At 65.7% G+C, this 16,747-nt stretch carries 13 protein-coding genes and 2 pseudogenes; 9 read left to right on the forward strand and 6 right to left on the reverse strand.

All coding sequences use genetic code 11. The features are described 5' to 3' along the window. Window positions 1–12: 12 nt before the first annotated feature. The 6 genes from M3M27_RS00110 to M3M27_RS00135 all read left to right on the forward strand — a co-directional run bounded on the left by M3M27_RS00110 (window position 13) and on the right by M3M27_RS00135 (window position 5,391). Window positions 13–818 (forward strand): IS5 family transposase gene (locus M3M27_RS00110; protein WP_130531530.1). Its coding sequence is split into 2 segments (ribosomal slippage): window positions 13–343 and window positions 343–818, totalling 807 coding nucleotides; the frame shifts between segments, so codons are not numbered across the junction. 376 nt (window positions 819–1,194) lie between these two features. Beyond that, window positions 1,195–2,448: a hypothetical protein gene (locus M3M27_RS00115; protein ID WP_434026764.1), complete on the forward strand. Its 1,254-nt coding sequence runs from the start codon at window positions 1,195–1,197 to the stop codon at window positions 2,446–2,448. 23 nt (window positions 2,449–2,471) lie between these two features. Continuing rightward, window positions 2,472–3,277, forward strand: a protein-coding gene (locus M3M27_RS00120) for an IS5 family transposase (RefSeq protein WP_130531530.1) whose coding sequence is annotated in 2 segments (ribosomal slippage) — window positions 2,472–2,802 and window positions 2,802–3,277 — 807 coding nt in all. Because the reading frame shifts where the segments join, the coding sequence is not laid out codon by codon here. Further along, window positions 3,271–4,428: an RHS repeat-associated core domain-containing protein gene (locus tag M3M27_RS00125; RefSeq protein WP_434026765.1), complete on the forward strand. Its 1,158-nt coding sequence runs from the start codon at window positions 3,271–3,273 to the stop codon at window positions 4,426–4,428. Before M3M27_RS00120 ends, M3M27_RS00125 begins: the two co-directional genes overlap by 7 nt. 14 nt (window positions 4,429–4,442) lie before the next feature. After that, complete coding sequence (locus M3M27_RS00130; RefSeq protein WP_434026766.1) at window positions 4,443–4,799, forward strand: hypothetical protein; 357 nt, start codon at window positions 4,443–4,445, stop codon at window positions 4,797–4,799. A 208-nt stretch (window positions 4,800–5,007) separates the two neighbouring features. Next, window positions 5,008–5,391 (forward strand): hypothetical protein, encoded by a 384-nt coding sequence (locus M3M27_RS00135; RefSeq protein WP_434026767.1) that lies wholly within the window; start codon window positions 5,008–5,010, stop codon window positions 5,389–5,391. A gap of 158 nt (window positions 5,392–5,549) precedes the next feature. Here the strand turns inward: M3M27_RS00135 and M3M27_RS00140 are convergent. Next, window positions 5,550–6,923: pseudogene (locus tag M3M27_RS00140) on the reverse strand (S41 family peptidase); the annotation flags it as partial. Between the two features lie 316 nt (window positions 6,924–7,239). Next, window positions 7,240–8,481, reverse strand: coding sequence for a murein hydrolase activator EnvC family protein (locus M3M27_RS00145; RefSeq protein WP_434028060.1), 1,242 nt, complete (start codon window positions 8,479–8,481; stop codon window positions 7,240–7,242). A gap of 125 nt (window positions 8,482–8,606) precedes the next feature. On the opposite strand from M3M27_RS00145, the gene M3M27_RS00150 reads away from it, so the two are divergent. Together M3M27_RS00150 and M3M27_RS00155 are read left to right on the forward strand one after the other, a co-directional pair. Next, window positions 8,607–9,269 (forward strand): hypothetical protein, encoded by a 663-nt coding sequence (locus M3M27_RS00150; RefSeq protein WP_140724553.1) that lies wholly within the window; start codon window positions 8,607–8,609, stop codon window positions 9,267–9,269. Between the two features lie 41 nt (window positions 9,270–9,310). Next, window positions 9,311–11,017: pseudogene (locus M3M27_RS00155) on the forward strand (M28 family metallopeptidase); the annotation flags it as partial. A 71-nt stretch (window positions 11,018–11,088) separates the two neighbouring features. Here the strand turns inward: M3M27_RS00155 and M3M27_RS00160 are convergent. From M3M27_RS00160 to M3M27_RS00175, 4 genes are all read right to left on the reverse strand, one after another. Beyond that, window positions 11,089–11,529 carry a PepSY domain-containing protein gene (locus tag M3M27_RS00160; protein WP_434028061.1) on the reverse strand — a complete coding sequence of 147 codons (441 nt, stop codon included), beginning with the start codon at window positions 11,527–11,529 and terminating at the stop codon, window positions 11,089–11,091. A 161-nt stretch (window positions 11,530–11,690) separates the two neighbouring features. Further along, a complete protein-coding gene (locus M3M27_RS00165) occupies window positions 11,691–13,013 on the reverse strand; it encodes a substrate-binding domain-containing protein (protein ID WP_434026768.1) in 1,323 nt (440 codons plus the stop codon). Window positions 13,014–13,325: 312 nt separating this feature from the next. Further along, entirely contained in the window at window positions 13,326–14,210 is an 885-nt protein-coding gene (locus M3M27_RS00170; RefSeq protein WP_434026769.1) for a methylglyoxal synthase, read from the reverse strand. 134 nt (window positions 14,211–14,344) lie between these two features. Continuing rightward, window positions 14,345–15,394, reverse strand: a complete 1,050-nt coding sequence (locus M3M27_RS00175; RefSeq protein WP_140724566.1) for a glycoside hydrolase family 5 protein — start codon at window positions 15,392–15,394, stop codon at window positions 14,345–14,347. A gap of 293 nt (window positions 15,395–15,687) precedes the next feature. On the opposite strand from M3M27_RS00175, the gene M3M27_RS00180 reads away from it, so the two are divergent. Further along, window positions 15,688–16,746, forward strand: a complete 1,059-nt coding sequence (locus M3M27_RS00180; protein ID WP_140724569.1) for an NAD(P)-dependent alcohol dehydrogenase — start codon at window positions 15,688–15,690, stop codon at window positions 16,744–16,746. The last annotated feature ends 1 nt before the right edge of the window (window position 16,747 follow it).

The following is a 16,747-nucleotide window of genomic DNA, read 5'->3' on the forward strand; positions in this document are numbered from 1 at the left end:
AAAATCGCCTGCATGGCACGTCGCAAAGAGATTCCCGCCGCGCTGTGGAAGCGCATCGAACCTTTGATCCCGCCCGTGAAGCCCTCGCCCAAGGGAGGGCGACCGCGCGTGAGCGACCAACAAGCCCTCAACGGTATCGTCTATGTCCTGCGCACCGGCATCCCGTGGGAGGAGTTGCCCCAGGAACTGGGCTACGGCAGCGGCATGACCTGCTGGCGGCGGTTGCGCGACTGGCAAGCCGCCGGGGTCTGGCATCGTCTGCATCAGGTCCTGTTGGCCGAACTGCGCCGGGCCGACAAGCTGGACCTGAGTCGAGCCAGCCTGGACGCGGCCAGTGTGGCCGCCCCCCGGGGGGCGCCTACACCGGGCCGAACCCGACCGATCGCGGTAAGCTCGGTAGCAAGCGGCACCTGATCACCGACTGCAACGGCATTCCCTTGGCGTTCTGTGTCACCGGAGCCCACCGGCACGACTCGGTGGTATTCGAGGAGTTGGTTGATGCACTGCCCCCGATCGCTGGCAAGCCGGGGCGTCCGCAACGCTGGCCGGGCAAGCTGCACGCCGACAAGGCCTACGACATCGACCGCTGCCGCGATCACCTCAACCAGCGAGGTATCACCCCGCGTATCGCCCGCAAGGGGATAGAACGCAACGATAGGCTGGGACGCTATCGTTGGGTAGTCGAGCGCACTCATGCTTGGTTCGCGGGCATGGGCAAGCTGCGCATCCGTTTCGAACGCCGGATCGATATCCATCTGGCCCTGCTGTCTCTCGCCTGCTCGGTCATCTGTCTTCGCCATCTTCCCGGGTTTTGTTAGCCGCTCTAAAGCTGGAAGTGCGCAATACCGGCAACGTGGTATGGGGCGCGGCCGATACTGGCAATACCTATGCAGCTTGGGGAACAGCCAGTCTTTCCAATGCCTGGGGGCTGAGTGGACCGATACCTCCTGGTGGGATAGCCACATTTACAGGGGGAGTTTCACCGGTACATTCAGGGAGCGGCGTGGGGCGGTACGGCTATATCGCGCAAATGGCAACAGATGGTGTGGCATGGGGGCCCCGCGGTAGCTTGACTATCGAAGTGGAAAACAACCGTGTGTCGTGTCGTCCCAACAAGCCCTGCGAAGTACCAAGGTCAGTTGAACTTACAACAAAGCAGCTAGAAAGCCAGAAAGCCATGGAAGGAGCACATTGATGTCCGCGACCACGTTGACCTTGCTGGCATTGAATGCCGTGACGTTCAGCAGCACTACCGACTACGATGACTTGGGGCGAGTGGTGGCCGTGCGTGGTAACAATGGTCAGAATGTGCGCTATGCCTATGATGCGGAAGGAAGAATTACGGAGATAACTGATTCGCAAGGCCGAAAGACCGTTCGAGCCTATGATGCGCGCGGTCGATTGGTTACCTCGACGGATGCCAATGGTGGAGTGATCACGTTCGCCTACGATGCTGATGACAATGTCGCGCAAGTGATCGATCCGCGGGGGCTGGTAACCGCCTACGAGTACGATGGCTTTGGTCAGTTATGGAAGCAGATTAGCCCGGATACCGGCACGACTACCTATCAGTACGATGCAGCGGGCCAACGCACTGGGATGACACGCAATGATGGGGGCACTACTGTCTATCAGTATGACGGTTTGGGCCGGTTGGTGGGCGCCCTGGCTGATGACCAGAGCCAGAGCTACAGTTACGACTGGTGTAGTCGAGGTATAGGACGGCTATGCGGTATTTCAGCGCCAAATAATTCGACGCATTTTGCATATACACCGGAAGGTCAATTAACCATTCGGCGCGATTTCATCATTGTCGGTGGACAGCAGAGCGATGACTGGACGCTCTATGGTTATGACAGTATCGGGCGGCTGAACAGTATTACCTATCCGGACGGGGTCGCGGTCGGTTATGGCTACAGCGGTGGCTATCTGAGCGCAATGTCTGTGAATATGAACGGCAATTTGCGGCCCGTCATTAACAATGTCAACTTTCAACCTTTCGGGCAACGTCGCAGCTTCAATTATGGCAATGGTGCGTACCGTGGCTATGAGTTCGATCTGGATGGCCGATTGACCACCATGTCGGTACGACAGGGGAATGAAGTCGGTACACCGCTAAGCTATTGGGATTATCGCTATACAGCCGATAATCAGATCAGTCAGATAGCTGATGCGGTAAATTCGAACTTGACCCAGGATTTTGGTTACGACGCGTTGGGTCGACTGACGAAAGTGGTGCGATATGGGGTGACGAACCAGTTGTCCTATGATCGCAACGGGAACCACGATCGATTCATCGATGGAACGAACACCACGCAGTACACCATTGAGCCGGACAGTAACCGGGTACTGAGTTATGCATCTACCGCCTATGGCGCTCGACAATACCAGTATGATGCATTGGGGAACAGGCTTAGAGCGGCTAACAAAACCGCCTTGTACACCTGAGCGGTGATGACAAAATCGCCTGCATGGCACGTCGCAAAGAGATTCCCGCCGCGCTGTGGAAGCGCATCGAACCTTTGATCCCGCCCGTGAAGCCCTCGCCCAAGGGAGGGCGACCGCGCGTGAGCGACCAACAAGCCCTCAACGGTATCGTCTATGTCCTGCGCACCGGCATCCCGTGGGAGGAGTTGCCCCAGGAACTGGGCTACGGCAGCGGCATGACCTGCTGGCGGCGGTTGCGCGACTGGCAAGCCGCCGGGGTCTGGCATCGTCTGCATCAGGTCCTGTTGGCCGAACTGCGCCGGGCCGACAAGCTGGACCTGAGTCGAGCCAGCCTGGACGCGGCCAGTGTGGCCGCCCCCCGGGGGGCGCCTACACCGGGCCGAACCCGACCGATCGCGGTAAGCTCGGTAGCAAGCGGCACCTGATCACCGACTGCAACGGCATTCCCTTGGCGTTCTGTGTCACCGGAGCCCACCGGCACGACTCGGTGGTATTCGAGGAGTTGGTTGATGCACTGCCCCCGATCGCTGGCAAGCCGGGGCGTCCGCAACGCTGGCCGGGCAAGCTGCACGCCGACAAGGCCTACGACATCGACCGCTGCCGCGATCACCTCAACCAGCGAGGTATCACCCCGCGTATCGCCCGCAAGGGGATAGAACGCAACGATAGGCTGGGACGCTATCGTTGGGTAGTCGAGCGCACTCATGCTTGGTTCGCGGGCATGGGCAAGCTGCGCATCCGTTTCGAACGCCGGATCGATATCCATCTGGCCCTGCTGTCTCTCGCCTGCTCGGTCATCTGTCTTCGCCATCTTCCCGGGTTTTGTTAGCCGCTCTTAGCGAGACAGCCGGGGGTAACACGACCACATTCAGTTATACCCCCTTCAATCGACTAGGACAGGTCAATGTAAACGGCCAGATCACCAATTACCTGCTCAATGCACAGGGCCAACGGATAGCCAAAACCAAGGGCGGTACAATCACACGGTACTACTATGCTGGGCAGAATCAATTGCTCAGCGAGAAAACAGGCACCACCAGCACTAACTACCTATGGTTCGGTGGCGAGTTGGTCGGAATGACACGAAATGGTCAGTTGAGCTACATCCACACCGACCATTTGGGGCGGCCGGAACTCGTCACCAATGCAAACCAGGCGGTGGTGTGGCGTGCGTACAATTACGCGTATGGCCGAAGCGTGCAGCAGGACAGTATTGGCGGCCTGAATCTGGGATTTCCCGGGCAGTACTACGATGAGGAAACAGGGTTGTGGTACAACGGATTCCGGACCTACGACGCCAGTATTGCTCGTTACCTGGAGTCGGACCCGATTGGGTTGCGTGGGGGAATCAGTACCTATGCATATGCTGGAGGAAATCCAGTTTCGCAAATCGATCCTTACGGGCTTTGGGGAGTCGTGATTAGTTTTAATGCTGCAGGAGGAGCGTTTTCTGGCGGGGTGGCCGGATCGGGGCAATTCTTTATAGGTTCTGGTGGATTTGGTGCCATGCGATCTGGTAGTGCTCTCGCAGGTGTGAACGTTTCGTCAGGAGTTGGCCTTTCAATTGGTCTCACAAGTGCTAGTACTGCTGGGATGCTGGCGGGGGCAAGTACTGGTTCCGGAGGAAGCGTGAATCTGCCTGGAACAGCAGTTTCAGCTGGTGTTGATGTGTCGAATATATGTTCAGGATGTCCCAAAGTTTATTCCTTTGGTGTGGGAACGAAGTTGACAGTACTTCCGGCGAGTTTTTATACGTCTGTTTCGCATACTAAAGTGCTGGCGGATGGTTCATGGAGCGATCTGTGGGGAGGCGATGAGGATCATTACGGAACAGTTGGAGAGGTTGAAGTCATAAAAGAGCAACCATCGGGCGGTGGTCGTGAAGGCGGGGGCGGTGCTCTAGGTACAGGAGGCGGTGGATTTGGTACCGGTTCAGTTTCTGTGGGAAAACCTAAACCGGTAGAGACTAAAGATAAATAGGATGAAGAAATTCTATGAGTGATTTTCAGTTAGGTCTGTTCTTCTTTGGCGGAGGATTCTTCGGATTCATGATGATAGTGAGATTAGCTATTAAAATGAATCGGCTTTATTCCGCCATAATGCATCTGGAATTCTTGAAGATGAGAAGCGCGACTGTTGATCGTAATGTGAGCCCGCTTTATGGGTTTTCAAAATGGAGCAATATAAAAATAAATGAAGGGGATGATGATGAATTGGTTTGCAAGAAGCAAGAGTTTCTTAGAGAAAAGGAGCGGAGCCTTGGAGTCGTCGTACGCTGGTATATTGTGACGGTTATCGGAGGGCTCATAGGAGCTGGCGTAGGCGCAACGATTTACGGCATGCCCAACTGACACTGTTTAATGAAGGTTGGAAGCTAGTTAATCGACTCAGATGCCTGATGCTACATTTCATCCGCAGTTTCGAGCGGTATGGAAAATGCACTTCTAGCGTTACTGTCGGTCCCGAGACAAAGGCAAATTAACGACGGCATAGCCCGCTATAGCTCTCTTCATGTGTTGCAGAGAGAGCTATAGCGTCACTGATAATCTCGGAGGAGCAGTGACAGGATTTCAAGTTTTTTTGGGTGGGTTCTTGCTAGGTGCAGTACCCGGACCCTTTATCATCCTGGTCAATATTCTCAGGGCACTTTCCAGTGGACGCCAGGTGCAGAAAATCGCGCTTGAGGAGCGGCGCTTTTCCGATCCGATTTTCGAACTTTCCTCTGGATCGTCCCGTATGCGTATGGACTATGCTCGAAAACCAGAGACACTGCTGTGCGATGATGACAGTGAGCGGCTTCGGAAGGCAAAGCTGGCGATGATTTCTGAGCGTCCTCGTATCCTTAGGAATTGTCGCCGCGCAGTTTGGTTATTTCTTCTTGGTGCCCCGTCAGGAGCCCTGCTTGGCCATTACCTCGCTGTCTATCTAGGGCTGGCCGCGTAGACGAGGTTGGATGAAACTAGTTTTATCTCAGAATCCCTGAGTCGTCGTTCCCGCGCAGGGAACGAAGCACTGCGTCGCCGCCTTCGTGGGGCGACAGTTGTTGTTGCTATCGAAGCGGCGACCGGTACGCGGTCGCCGCAGGCAACTCATTTGGTCGGTGCCGGCACCGGCTTGTTAGGTTTTGCCGGGGTCTTCGCCTTTGCCTTCGCTGCTTCGGCTTTCGCCACCGCGCCGGGCTGCTTCAGCTCGGCCAACGCGGAGGCGATCGGGCCGTCGCCGGGCAGCACGTCGCCGGCCTTGTAGCCTTCCTCGCCTTCGGCATCGCCATGCAGGTGTCCGGGCAGCGAGGCTTCGCTGTAGTCGGCCAAGCTGGCCGGGGCGTCGGCATCGGGCTCGCCGCCCTCGGGCTGCAGCACCACGTCCGGCACGATGCCGCTGGCCTGGATCGACTTGCCGCTCGGGGTGTAGTAGCGCGCGGTGGTCAGCTTGACCGAGTCGCCATTGTCCAGCGGCAACACCGTCTGCACCGAACCCTTGCCGAAGGTGCGGCTGCCGACGATGCGCGCGCGCTGGTTGTCGCGCAGCGCGCCGGCCAGCACCTCCGAGGCGCTGGCCGAGCCGGCGTCCACCAGCACCACCACCGGCGCGCCCTGCAGCAGGTCGCCGGGCGTGGCCTCGAACTTGGCGTCGCTGATCGAGATGCGCCCGCGCGTGCTGACGATGGTGCCCTTGTCGAGCAGGTCGTCGGCCACCTGCACCGCCGAGGTGAGCAAGCCGCCGGGGTTGCTGCGCAGGTCCAGCACCAGGCCCTTGAGCTTGCCGCCGGCCTGCTGCCTGAGCTTCTCCAGGTTCTTCTGGAAGTCGGTGCCGGTATCGGCCTGGAAGGTGCTGATGCGGATGTAGGCGTAGCCGGGCTCGAGCATCCTCGAGCGCACGCTGGCGACGCGGATGGTCTCGCGCTGCAGGGTGACGTCGAACGGCTTGTCGACCTTCTCGCGCACGATGGTCAGCGTAACCTTGCTGCCCGGGTCGCCGCGCAGGGGTTCCATCGAGTCCACCGTGCTGATCGGCTTGCCGTCGATCGCCACGATCAGGTCGCCGGCGCGGATGCCGGCGCGCGCGGCCGGCGTGTCGTCGATCGGCGCGATCACCTTCAGCGTGTTGTCGGGTTGCTGCAGCAGCTCCACGCCGATGCCGTCGTAGGCGCCGTTGGTCTGTTCGTCGAAGGCCTCGGCGTCTTCCTTGTCGAAATAGGTGCTGTGCGGATCCAGGTCCAAAAGCAGGCCGCGGACCGCCGAGTGCATCAGCTTCTTGTCGTCCACCGGGTCGACATAGGCTTGCCGCACCGCGTTGTAGACGGCGACGAAGCGGCGGATCTCGTCGAGCGGGACCTTGCTGGCCGCGGATTCGTCGGCATCGGGATCGTTCTGGGCGGTGTCGGCGCTGTCCGTGGCCGGAGCGGCGTCCTGGGCGAGGACGGCGGGCGAAAGCAGGGCGAGCGAAAGGGCGAGGGACAGGACGGCTACGCGCATGAAGCACTCCGGGGAAGACAGCGCCCCACCAGCGCGGGGTTGCCCGGATTATGCGCGAAGCGGCGGTAAATTCCTGTTGAACGAGGACACCGGGAACCGGAGGCGGGGACCCGGAACGCGAAAAGCCTGTGGGGTCCTGGAAGAGCGGCAAGCCTGCTTCGGGTCGAGTGCTGCCGTGGGAGGGACTTCAGTCCCGACGGGCTTTGCTGGCTTGCCGTCTGGACTGAAGTCCCTCCTGCGGAAAAGCCGAAAACAGAAAGGCATTGGGTCGCTCGATTCCTGCCCCGGGCTTGTCGCCCTTCCGGATCCCGGCTTCTCAGCGCCGCTGCAGCCAGGACGAGGGATCGACCGGCTGGCCGTTGCGGCGCAGCTCGAAGTACAGCGCCGGGACGCCCTGCCCGCCCGAGTTGCCGACCTTGGCCACGGCTTCGCCGCGCTTCACCGCCGTGCCGGCGTCGCGCAACAGCGATTCGTTGTGCGCGTACAGGCTCATGTAGCCGTTGCCGTGATCGATGATCAGGATCATGCCGTAGCCGGTCATCCAGTCGGAGAACACCACGGTGCCGTCGGCGACGGCGCCGACGGTGCTGCCGAGCGGTGCGCCGATCAGCACGCCGTTGCTGGTGCGCCCGTCCGGCAGGGTGCCGCCGAAGCGCGCGAGCAGGTTGCCCGAGACCGGCCAGCTCAGGCCGCCGACCTTGGGCGCCGGCGCGTTGGCGACGACCTTCGGCGGCGTCTTGCCGGGCTTGCGGCTGCCCCCGGCCTTGGCTTCGGCGGCGGCCTGCTCGGCGGCGCGCTTGGCCGCGGCACGGCGTTCGGCTTCGGCCCGCGCGGCCGCGGCGCGCAGGTTCGCCAGCAGCTTCTCCAGCGCCTTGGTGTCCTCGCCGAGCGCCTTCTCGCGCTCGCTGCGCTCCTTGTAGCGATCGTCCAGCTGGGCGACGGTGCTGGCCTGTTGCTTGCGGTCGCGCTGCAGCGCGCCGGTCTGCTGCTGTTGCTGTTGCCTGGCCTCGGCCAGCGCCTGCTGGCGCGACTGGATCTCCTGCTCGACCTGCTGCAGCGACTGCAGGTCGGCGGTCAGGCCCTGGATCTTCGCGGCGCGCTCGTTCTGCACGTAGCGGTGGTAGGCCAGCACGCGATTGGCGTCGGCGGCGCTGTCCTGCGACAACAGCAGCTTGAGCGGCGCGTTGCCGCCGACCTGGTAGGCCGCGCGCAGCAGCGCGGCCAGCTGCGCGCGCTGCGCCTCCAGGCTCCTGCGCAGGCGCTCGCGCCTGTCCTGCAGCTCGGCCAGCGTCTGCTGCTGCTCGCGCAGGGCGCTTTCGGTCTGCGCCAGCTGGCGCGCCGAGCGGGCCACCTTCTCGTCCGCTTCACGCAGCTTGCGCGCGGCTTCGCCGCGCTGGCCTTCGAGTTTGCGCCGCTCCTCGCTGATGCTCTTCAGCTCGCGTTGCATCTGTGCGAGCTTGCGCTCGGTCTCGCGCTGGTTCTGCGCCTGGCCGGGACCGGCGATCCCGCTGGCCAGGACCGCGGCCAGGGTCAGGCCGGCGGCGAGCCGGAGCGGCATGTCCTTGCGGCGGGAAGGCGGATGCAAGCGGGAAGGTCCAGTGACTTCAGACAGGTGCGGATTGTAGCCAAGCGTGGTGTGATCGCCGCGGAATCAGGCAATGCCGCCACCGGCGGGAGGTAGCGATGAACCGTTTGCATCTGGCGCTGGGGCTGGCGGTCGCCCTGGCCGCGGGCCCGGCCTGGGCCGACGAGGACATCAGCAAGGTCAACGGCCGCATCGTCGCCGAGGCCGGCCGGCAGTACGGCGACCTGGACACGGTCAACGGCAGCATCGAGATCGGCGAGGGCGCGAAGGTGCGCGAGGCGCAGACCGTGAACGGCGGCATCTCGGTCGGCGCGCATGCGCAGACCCGCGGGCTGTCCACCGTCAACGGCAGCATCAACGTGGGCGCGCAGGCGATCGTCGACGGCGGCATCGAGACGGTCAACGGCGGGGTGTTCATCGACCGCGGCAGTGAGGTGCGCGGCGGCCTGGAGACCGTCAACGGCAGCATCGGGCTGGTCGACACCCGGCTGCAAGGCGGCATCGAGACGGTCAGCGGCGACATCACCGTCGGCGTCGGTTCGCACGTGACCGGCGACATCGCGATCCGCAAGCCCGGCTTCAGCCTCTCGTTCAAGCCGGCGCGCAAGCCGCGGGTGGTGATCGGGCCGAACGCGGTGGTCGACGGCTCGCTCGAGTTCGAGCGCGAGGTCACCCTGTACGTGCATCGCACCGCCAAGGTCGGCAGCGTCAGCGGCGCCACCGCGCAGACCTTCGACAGCGAGGTCGCCCCGGGCGATTGACACGTCCTAGAATCGGGGCTTCGTCGAACCGAGGAGTCCCGATGTCCCGCAAGATCCTGCTCTGCCTGGCCGCGACCGCGGCGCTGGCAGCGTGCAAGCGCGAACCGGAGGCGGCGCCCGCCGCGCCCGCGCAACCCGACACCGCCGCGAGCGCGGCCGCCCCGGCCAGCGCGCACGCGTTCTCGCCGGAGATCACCCAGGGCGATTTCGCCGAGCTGGTGAAGACCCTGGCCTCCGACGACTTCGAGGGCCGCGGCCCCGGCACCGCCGGCGAGGAAAAGACCGTCAACTACATCCGCGACCAGATGCAGCGCATCGGCCTGCAGCCGGGCAACGGCGACAGCTGGTTCCAGGAAGTACCGATGGTGGAGACCACCGCCGACGAGCGCACCGCGCCGGTCCTGGTGTCCGGCGGCAAGAGCCGCACGCTGAAGTTCGGCGACGACATCGTGGTGGGCACGCGCACCGGCCAGCCGGAGGTGAAGATCGACGGCAGCGAGCTGGTGTTCGTCGGCTATGGCGTGGACGCGCCCGAGCAGCGGTGGAACGACTACGCCGGGCAGGACTGGAAGGGCAAGACGGTGGTGATGTTCGTCAACGACCCGGGCTTCCACACCGGCGACGACACGCTGTTCGAAGGCAAGCGCATGACCTACTACGGGCGCTGGACCTACAAGTTCGAGGAAGCCGCGCGCAAGGGTGCGGCGGCGGCGCTGATCGTCCACGACACGCCCGGCGCCAGCTACGGCTGGGACGTGGTCAAGAACTCCTGGTCCGGCGCGCAGTACGACCTGCCGGCCAAGGACGACCCGGCGCCGCGCCTGCCGGTGCAGGGCTGGATCACCCGCGACGTGGCGCGCCAGCTGTTCGCCGACGCCGGGCTCGACCTCGACGAGGAGTACAAGGCGGCGAGCAAGCGCGGCTTCAAGCCGGTGCCGCTGAAGGCCACCTGGTCGGTGGACCTGAAGAGCACGATCGCGCAGAAGACCTCGCGCAACGTGGTCGGCGTGCTGCCGGGCAGCAGCCGTGCCGACGAGGCGGTGCTGTACATGGCGCACTGGGACCACCTCGGCAAGCACGAGGGCGAGAGCGGCGACAACATCTACAACGGCGCCGTGGACAACGCGACCGGCGTGGCCGGCATCCTCGAGGTCGCCGAGGCGTTCGCGCACCAGGACCCGAAGCCGCAGCGCTCGGTGGTGTTCCTGGCGGTGACGCTGGAGGAGTCGGGCCTGCTCGGTTCGCAGTACTACGTCGCGCACCCGACCTTCCCGCTCGACAAGATCGCAGGCGTGATCAACATCGACGCCATGTCGATCGCCGGGCGGGCCAAGGACATCACCGTGGTCGGCATGGGCAGCTCGGAACTGGAGGACATCCTCAAGCCGATCGCCGCGATGCAGGGCCGCGTGCTGCACGGCGAGGCCTCGCCGCAGAACGGCTCGTACTTCCGCTCGGACCACTTCAACTTCGCCAAGGCCGGCGTGCCGGCGCTGTACGCCGACGGCGGCGAGGACCTGCGCGAGGGCGGCACCGCGGCCGGCCGCAAGGCCGCCGAGGACTACGCCAGGTGCTACCACGCGCCGTGCGACCAGTTCGACCCGGCCACCTGGAAGCTCGACGGCAACGTCGAGGACCTGCAGGCGCTGTACGGCGTCGGCAAGGAACTGGCGGCGGGCGACCGCTGGCCCAACTGGTACCAGGGCAATCCGTTCAAGGCCGCGCGCGACCGCATGATGGCGGGCAAGGCCGCCAAGTGATCCCGGCGCCCCTCTCCCGCGGGGAGAGGGGCGTTCCCGCCGTGCCGGGCGAGGCGGGCTCAGTCGTTCTGCGAGCCGATCACCCGGCCGTCGTTGGGATCCACGTACACCACGGCGTCCTGGCCGCCGGGGCGCTCCGCCTCGGCCTGCCACAGGCCGTCCCCGAACTTGAGGTCGTGGACCTTGGAATAGCCGCCGGCCGCCAGCGCCGCGCGGATGTCGGCCTCGCCCAGGCGCGAGGTCTTCTGGTCGCCGTAGATGCGGCCGCTCACCGGGTCGATCCTCAGGTCCACGTCCTTGCCGTCGCCGCTGTCGGCATCGGCCTGCCACAGGCCGTGCTCGAACTTCACGTCATGGACGTTCCGGAAACCCTTGCCGGCCAGCAGCGCGGTGACCTGGGCCTCGGTCATCGCTTCGCCCGCGGGCGCCTGCCCCTGGGCGAAGGCGCTGGGGACGGCGCCGGCCATGGCCAGCGCGGTGGCCAGCAGGGTCGTATGCATCGTCGTGCGCATCGGCATCTCCTCCTGGGAGTGTGGGAGAGGCCATCGTCGGCAGCCGGGGATCGCGCGCGGGTGAAAACCGCGCCGGCCCGGGAGCGGGGGTTCAGCCAGGTGAACCCGGCCTGGCCGGCGCGATCCCGCCGCGACGGCACGCGCGGACGCTAGAGCAGCCAGATCTCCACGCGTTCGTTGCGCTGGCGCGCGGCCGGGTCGGACGCGCCGGCCAGCGGCCGGACCGCGCCCAGGCCGCGCGCGCGCTGCACCACGATGCCGCGCTCGGCGAGGTAGCCGGCCACGATGTCGGCGCGATCGTTGCTGGCGATGGTCGGGAACAGCTTGTTCGCCGGGTCCGCGTTGGCGAAGCCGACCACCGCCAGCGGCCGGTGCCGGTATTGCGGCTGCTGCATCCAGGCCACCAGCCGGTCCAGGTCCTGGGCCGAGCCGCCCTCGAACATCGTGCTGAGCGAGCGCAGGTCGAAGCGCACGCCCAGCGGCAGGCGCACCGCGCCGGCGACGGCCTGGCCATACGCGTCGTCCGCGGCCGCGGCGGGCGCCGCATCGCCGGCCGGGGGAGGCAGCGTCATCGCGTCGAATCCCTGGCGCGCCACCACGCGCTGCGCCGAGGGGCCGAGCAGGTACAGCGCCAGGCTGCGGCCCAGCGCGGACATCATCTGGCCGCCGTAGACGGTGTAGCGCTGCACCAGCGGATAGTCCTCGCTGCGCACGCCGACCGCGTCCGGCCGCACGGCGATGCCGCCGTCGGAAACCGCCAGCGCGCGCGTGCCGGCGACCGCCGGCGTGGCCAGCTCGACCAGCGCGATCGCCTGCGGGTCGGCGGCCACGGCGGCCGCGACCGCGCGCAGGTCGCGCAGCGTGCGGGTGCAGGCGCGCCGCTCCAGCGCCCCGACGCGCTGGCGCAGGTAGTCGGCCAGCCCGGCACCGCCATCGCTGCAGAGCAGGTGCAACGGGCGGTCGGCGCCGCCGAGCTGCTTCCAGTTGCCGACGCGTCCGGCCAGCAGCGCGCGCAGTTGCTCGAGATCGAGCTGGCGCAGCGGGTTGTCCTGCGCGACCAGCACGCGCGCGCCGTTGCGCGCGAGCACGAACTGCTGGTCGGGCGAGGACAGGTCGCCGAGCTGCCAGCCGGCCTCGCGCTCGGCGGCGTTCGGCGGGCGCGTGCTCATGGCCAGTTCGGCCTGGCCCTGGACCAGCGCTTGCAGGCCGTGGGTCGAGCCGCGCCGGTCGATCTGCACGAGCAGGGACTGGCCGTCGCGCACGGCGCGTATTTCGGTGAGCGCCGCGGAGGGCGAGGCGCGTTGCAGGTCGCCGTAGCCGATGGAACGCAGCCAGTCCTCCACCAGGGCGGGCATCAGCCGTTCGCCGATGGTGTTGGAGCCGTGGATGCGCAGGCGTTCGGGTTCCTGCGCCTGGGCGCACAAGGGCAATGCCAGGCAAGCGGCCAGGACGACGCGACGAAGCAACCCCACCACCATGCATTCCCCCTGCACCGTGAAAAGGCGGGGATTTTCGTGGCGGGGGATGACATGGCGATGACGGGGAATGGAGCGTACGGTGGGCGGGTTCTTTTAGGGCGGCGGCATGTGTCTTCCCTGCCTCCTCATCGTCGTTCCCAGGCGGAGCCTGGCGGCTTGCTCGCGATCCGTCTCGCCCGTGCCATCTCCCTGCTCGCGTAATCTCGACTGTCGGCATCCCCGAGGAAGCGAGAAGCGCTTTTCAGCAGCCGAACGGCCGATCAAGCGCACACCGCCCACGCGCCCGCAGCTGCGCTTGCGTATCGGTCAGGCGGCTGTTGTCCGCTCCCGGCGCAATTGCACGGCCTTGGCCCAGCGTGCGGCGACAGCCGGGGAGGTGATGCACACGGCGTGGTCGGTGACGGTGGTGACGGCGCGTTCCAGCAGTTGGATGTCGGCTTCGTGCTGGCGGGCGACGTGCGGGTCCTCGAAGAACACCGCGCGCTGGCAGTCCTTTTCCAGCACGCGGTCGGCGATCTGGGCGTCGCCGCCCATCGGACCGCTTTCGTAGCGCTGCACCCAGGGGCGGTCCTGCGGCCAGCCGCGGCTCCAGGCCATCTCGTTGAGGCGCTGGCCGGTGGTGCCGGTGCCGACCCGGTGCGCGAAGCGCGACAGCAGGTCGAAGTGCTCGGCGGCGAAGGCCAGCATCTGCGGCTTCATCGCGTCGTGCGCGATCAGCGCCAGCGTCTGCGCTTCCAGCGCGTGCAGGTCGTCGGCGCCCGGGTCCGGGGCCAGGCCGGCATGGATGCGTTCCATCTCGACCCAGTCGCGCGCCGAAGCGACGGTCGATATGAACGGCTTGCCATGGATCACGCACTGGCGCTTGAGCGCGATCGCCTCGGGGAAGATCGAGGACGGGTCGACCGGATCGATCAGGTAGACCGCGCCGTCGAGCGTGCGCTCGGCGCCTTCCAGCCCGACCACTTCGGCGACCAGCTTCATCAGGCCGCCCTCGCGCCCGTAGGGATAGCGCTTCAGGCCGGGGTGGCCGCGCAGCAGGCCGGCGCGTTCGATGGCGTCGTAGGTGCGGCCGACCGCATGCAGGCCGAGGCCGAGCTCGCGGATGCCGGCTTCGCAGGCGCGCAGCCAGCGGAACAGCGCGGCATCCTCGCCCTGGTGGTGGAGTTGGTTGGCGGCCAGTCCCAGACGCATGCGTGCGATCCCCTCGGCGTGATGGAGAGGGAAGTCTAGTGCGCAGGCGCGGAGATAGCTTCTGTGGGAGCGACTTCGGTCGCGACTGAAGTCGCTCCCACAGCGCGCTTGCGGCAGGCCGGGTGACGGAACCGCTACGGCGCCCCCGTCACCTTCTTCGCGTGCGGTACCAGGATCTCCATCTGCGGCTTGTCGGCGCCTTCCTTGCTGGGCTGCACGTTGAACGGATAGTCCGGCCTCCACCAGGCGCCGGCGGCCCAGTAGGTCCAGCCCAGCCAGACGTCGCGGTTCTCCTCGAGGAAGGCGAGCAGGCCGTCCAGGGCCTGGCGGCAGGTCTCGTTGTCGGCGGCGCCGAACTCGCCGAGGAAGCCCTGCTTGCCCTGCTCGCGCAGCCAGGCGGTGACGCCGCGCAGCTTGTCCGCGCCGATGGTCGGGCTGGCGCAGTCGGCGCTGGTGCCGCTGTAGTTGGCGTCCAGGTACTGGTGCAGCTCGACCGCGTAGCGGTTCAGCGGATCGTGCAGGTCGTCCTGCGCCTGGGCGTTGGTGGTGGCGCCGTAACCGCCGCTGACCCAGTTGTGGGCGCCGGTATAGGCCGTGCCCGGCACCAGGATCAGGTTGCGCGCGCCGGCGGTGCGGATCGCGTTGATCGAGGCCTGCGCGACGGCGGCCCAGTCGGTGGCGGAGATGCCGTTGGGCTCGTTCATCAGGCCGAAGATCACCGCATCGTCGTTGCCGAACTCGCCGGCCAGCCGCTTCCACAGGTCGGCCAGCGCGGCGCTGCCGCCTTCGAGCTGGTCGATCCGGGTGCCGTTGTACTTGGCGTAGTTGTGCACGTCCAGGATCAGGTGCAGGCCGTTGGCCTTGGCCTGCTCGACCGCCTTCTTCAGCAGCGCGAGCTGCTCAGCGTCCAGCTCGCCTCCCGCCTGGGGCTGCAGGCGCTCCCACAGGAACGGCAGGCGCACGATGTTCATGCCCTTGCCGGCGAAGTAGGCGTAGTCGGAGGCGGCCGGATAGGTGTAGTCCTTGTAGAGCACGCCGGGGCGCTTGCCGGAATTGAACTCGGCGCCGGCGAGGTTGACGCCGGCGTACTTCAGCGCGTCGGCGGCATGCGCCAGCGGCGCGGACAGCAGGGCCAGTGCCAGCAACAGGGCGGATCGCCGGCGCGAGCGGGAACGGATCGTCATGGGGCGGGACTCCTGACAGCGGGGGAAATGTCGGGATGGCGTGCCGCGCGGGGGCGGACACAACCGACCAGAGCCTAGGCGCGGTTTCGTTAGCGCGGCATGGACGACGCCATCCCGTGCGCGGTTCTGCGGAACGGTTCGCGGAACCGATGCGACCGCGACCGCAAGCGCCTGGGCACAACGCTGTGTCATGCCGCCGCAACGCGGCAGTGGTCTAAGCTTGGCGCATCCCCTCACCTGCCCGGCACGGTACGCGCACGCCACCGTGGCCGTGCCCTTTCCGGAGATCCACCATGAGCCATGCCCACGGCTATGCCGCCCGTTCCGCCGACCAGGCGCTCGCCCCGTTCTCCTTCGAGCGCCGCGAGCCCGGCCCGCACGACGTTCGCATCGACATCCTCTATTGCGGCGTCTGCCATTCCGACCTGCACACCGTGCGCAACGAATGGCAGAACACGCTCTATCCGTCGGTGCCGGGCCACGAGATCGTCGGCCGGGTCAGCGCGGTCGGCAGCGAGGTGAAGGGCTTCAAGGTCGGCGACATCGCCGGCGTCGGCTGCATGGTCGACAGCTGCCGCACCTGCCCGTCCTGCCGGGAAGGCGAGGAGCAGTACTGCGAGGCCGGCTTCACCGGCACCTACAACGGGCCGATGTTCGGCGGCGAGAACACCTACGGCGGCTACTCCGACCACATCGTCGTGGACGAGAACTACGTGCTGCAGATCCGCCACGGCGAAGACGAGCTGGCCGCGGTGGCGCCGCTGCTGTGCGCCGGCATCACCACGTATTCGCCGCTGGCGCACTGGAAGGTCGGTCCCGGTCAGAAGGTCGGCATCGTCGGCCTGGGCGGCCTGGGCCACATGGGCGTGAAGATCGCCAAGGCGATGGGCGCCAAGGTCGTGCTGTTCACCACCTCCGAGCAAAAGCGCGCCGATGCGCTGCGCCTGGGGGCGGACGAGGTGGTGGTGTCGAAGGACCCCGAGCAGATGGCCGCGCAGGCGAACTCGCTGGATTTCATCCTCAACACCGTGGCCGCGCAGCACAACCTCGATCCGTTCCTCAACGCGCTCAAGCGCGACGGCGCGATGGTGCTGGTCGGCGCGCCCGAGCATCCGCACCCGGCGCCGACCGTGTTCAACCTGATCATGAAGCGCCGCACCCTGGCCGGCTCGCTGATCGGCGGCATCCGCCAGACCCAGGAGATGCTGGATTTCTGCGCCAGGCACGGCATCGTCTCCGACATCGAGATGATCCGCATGGACGAGATCGAGCAGGCCTATGCGCGCATGCTCAAGGGCGACGTGAAATACCGCTTCGTGATCGACATGGCCACGCTCGGCAAGGCGGCCTGAC

The sequence above is a fragment of the Xanthomonas boreopolis genome (assembly GCF_046529185.1).
In the GTDB taxonomy this organism is placed as follows: Bacteria; Pseudomonadota; Gammaproteobacteria; order Xanthomonadales; family Xanthomonadaceae; genus Pseudomonas_S; species Pseudomonas_S boreopolis.

Bases quoted from the DNA above. Each gene is read 5' to 3' on its own strand.
- M3M27_RS00145 (WP_434028060.1), bottom strand. From the start codon at position 8,481: ATGCCGCTCCGGCTCGCCGCCGGCCTGACCCTGGCCGCGGTCCTGGCC.
- M3M27_RS00150 (WP_140724553.1), top strand. From the start codon at position 8,607: ATGAACCGTTTGCATCTGGCGCTGGGGCTGGCGGTCGCCCTGGCCGCG.
- M3M27_RS00175 (WP_140724566.1), bottom strand. From the start codon at position 15,394: ATGACGATCCGTTCCCGCTCGCGCCGGCGATCCGCCCTGTTGCTGGCA.
- M3M27_RS00180 (WP_140724569.1), top strand. From the start codon at position 15,688: ATGAGCCATGCCCACGGCTATGCCGCCCGTTCCGCCGACCAGGCGCTC.
- M3M27_RS00130 (WP_434026766.1), top strand. From the start codon at position 4,443: ATGAGTGATTTTCAGTTAGGTCTGTTCTTCTTTGGCGGAGGATTCTTC.
- M3M27_RS00115 (WP_434026764.1), top strand. From the start codon at position 1,195: ATGTCCGCGACCACGTTGACCTTGCTGGCATTGAATGCCGTGACGTTC.
- M3M27_RS00170 (WP_434026769.1), bottom strand. From the start codon at position 14,210: ATGCGTCTGGGACTGGCCGCCAACCAACTCCACCACCAGGGCGAGGAT.
- M3M27_RS00160 (WP_434028061.1), bottom strand. From the start codon at position 11,529: ATGCATACGACCCTGCTGGCCACCGCGCTGGCCATGGCCGGCGCCGTC.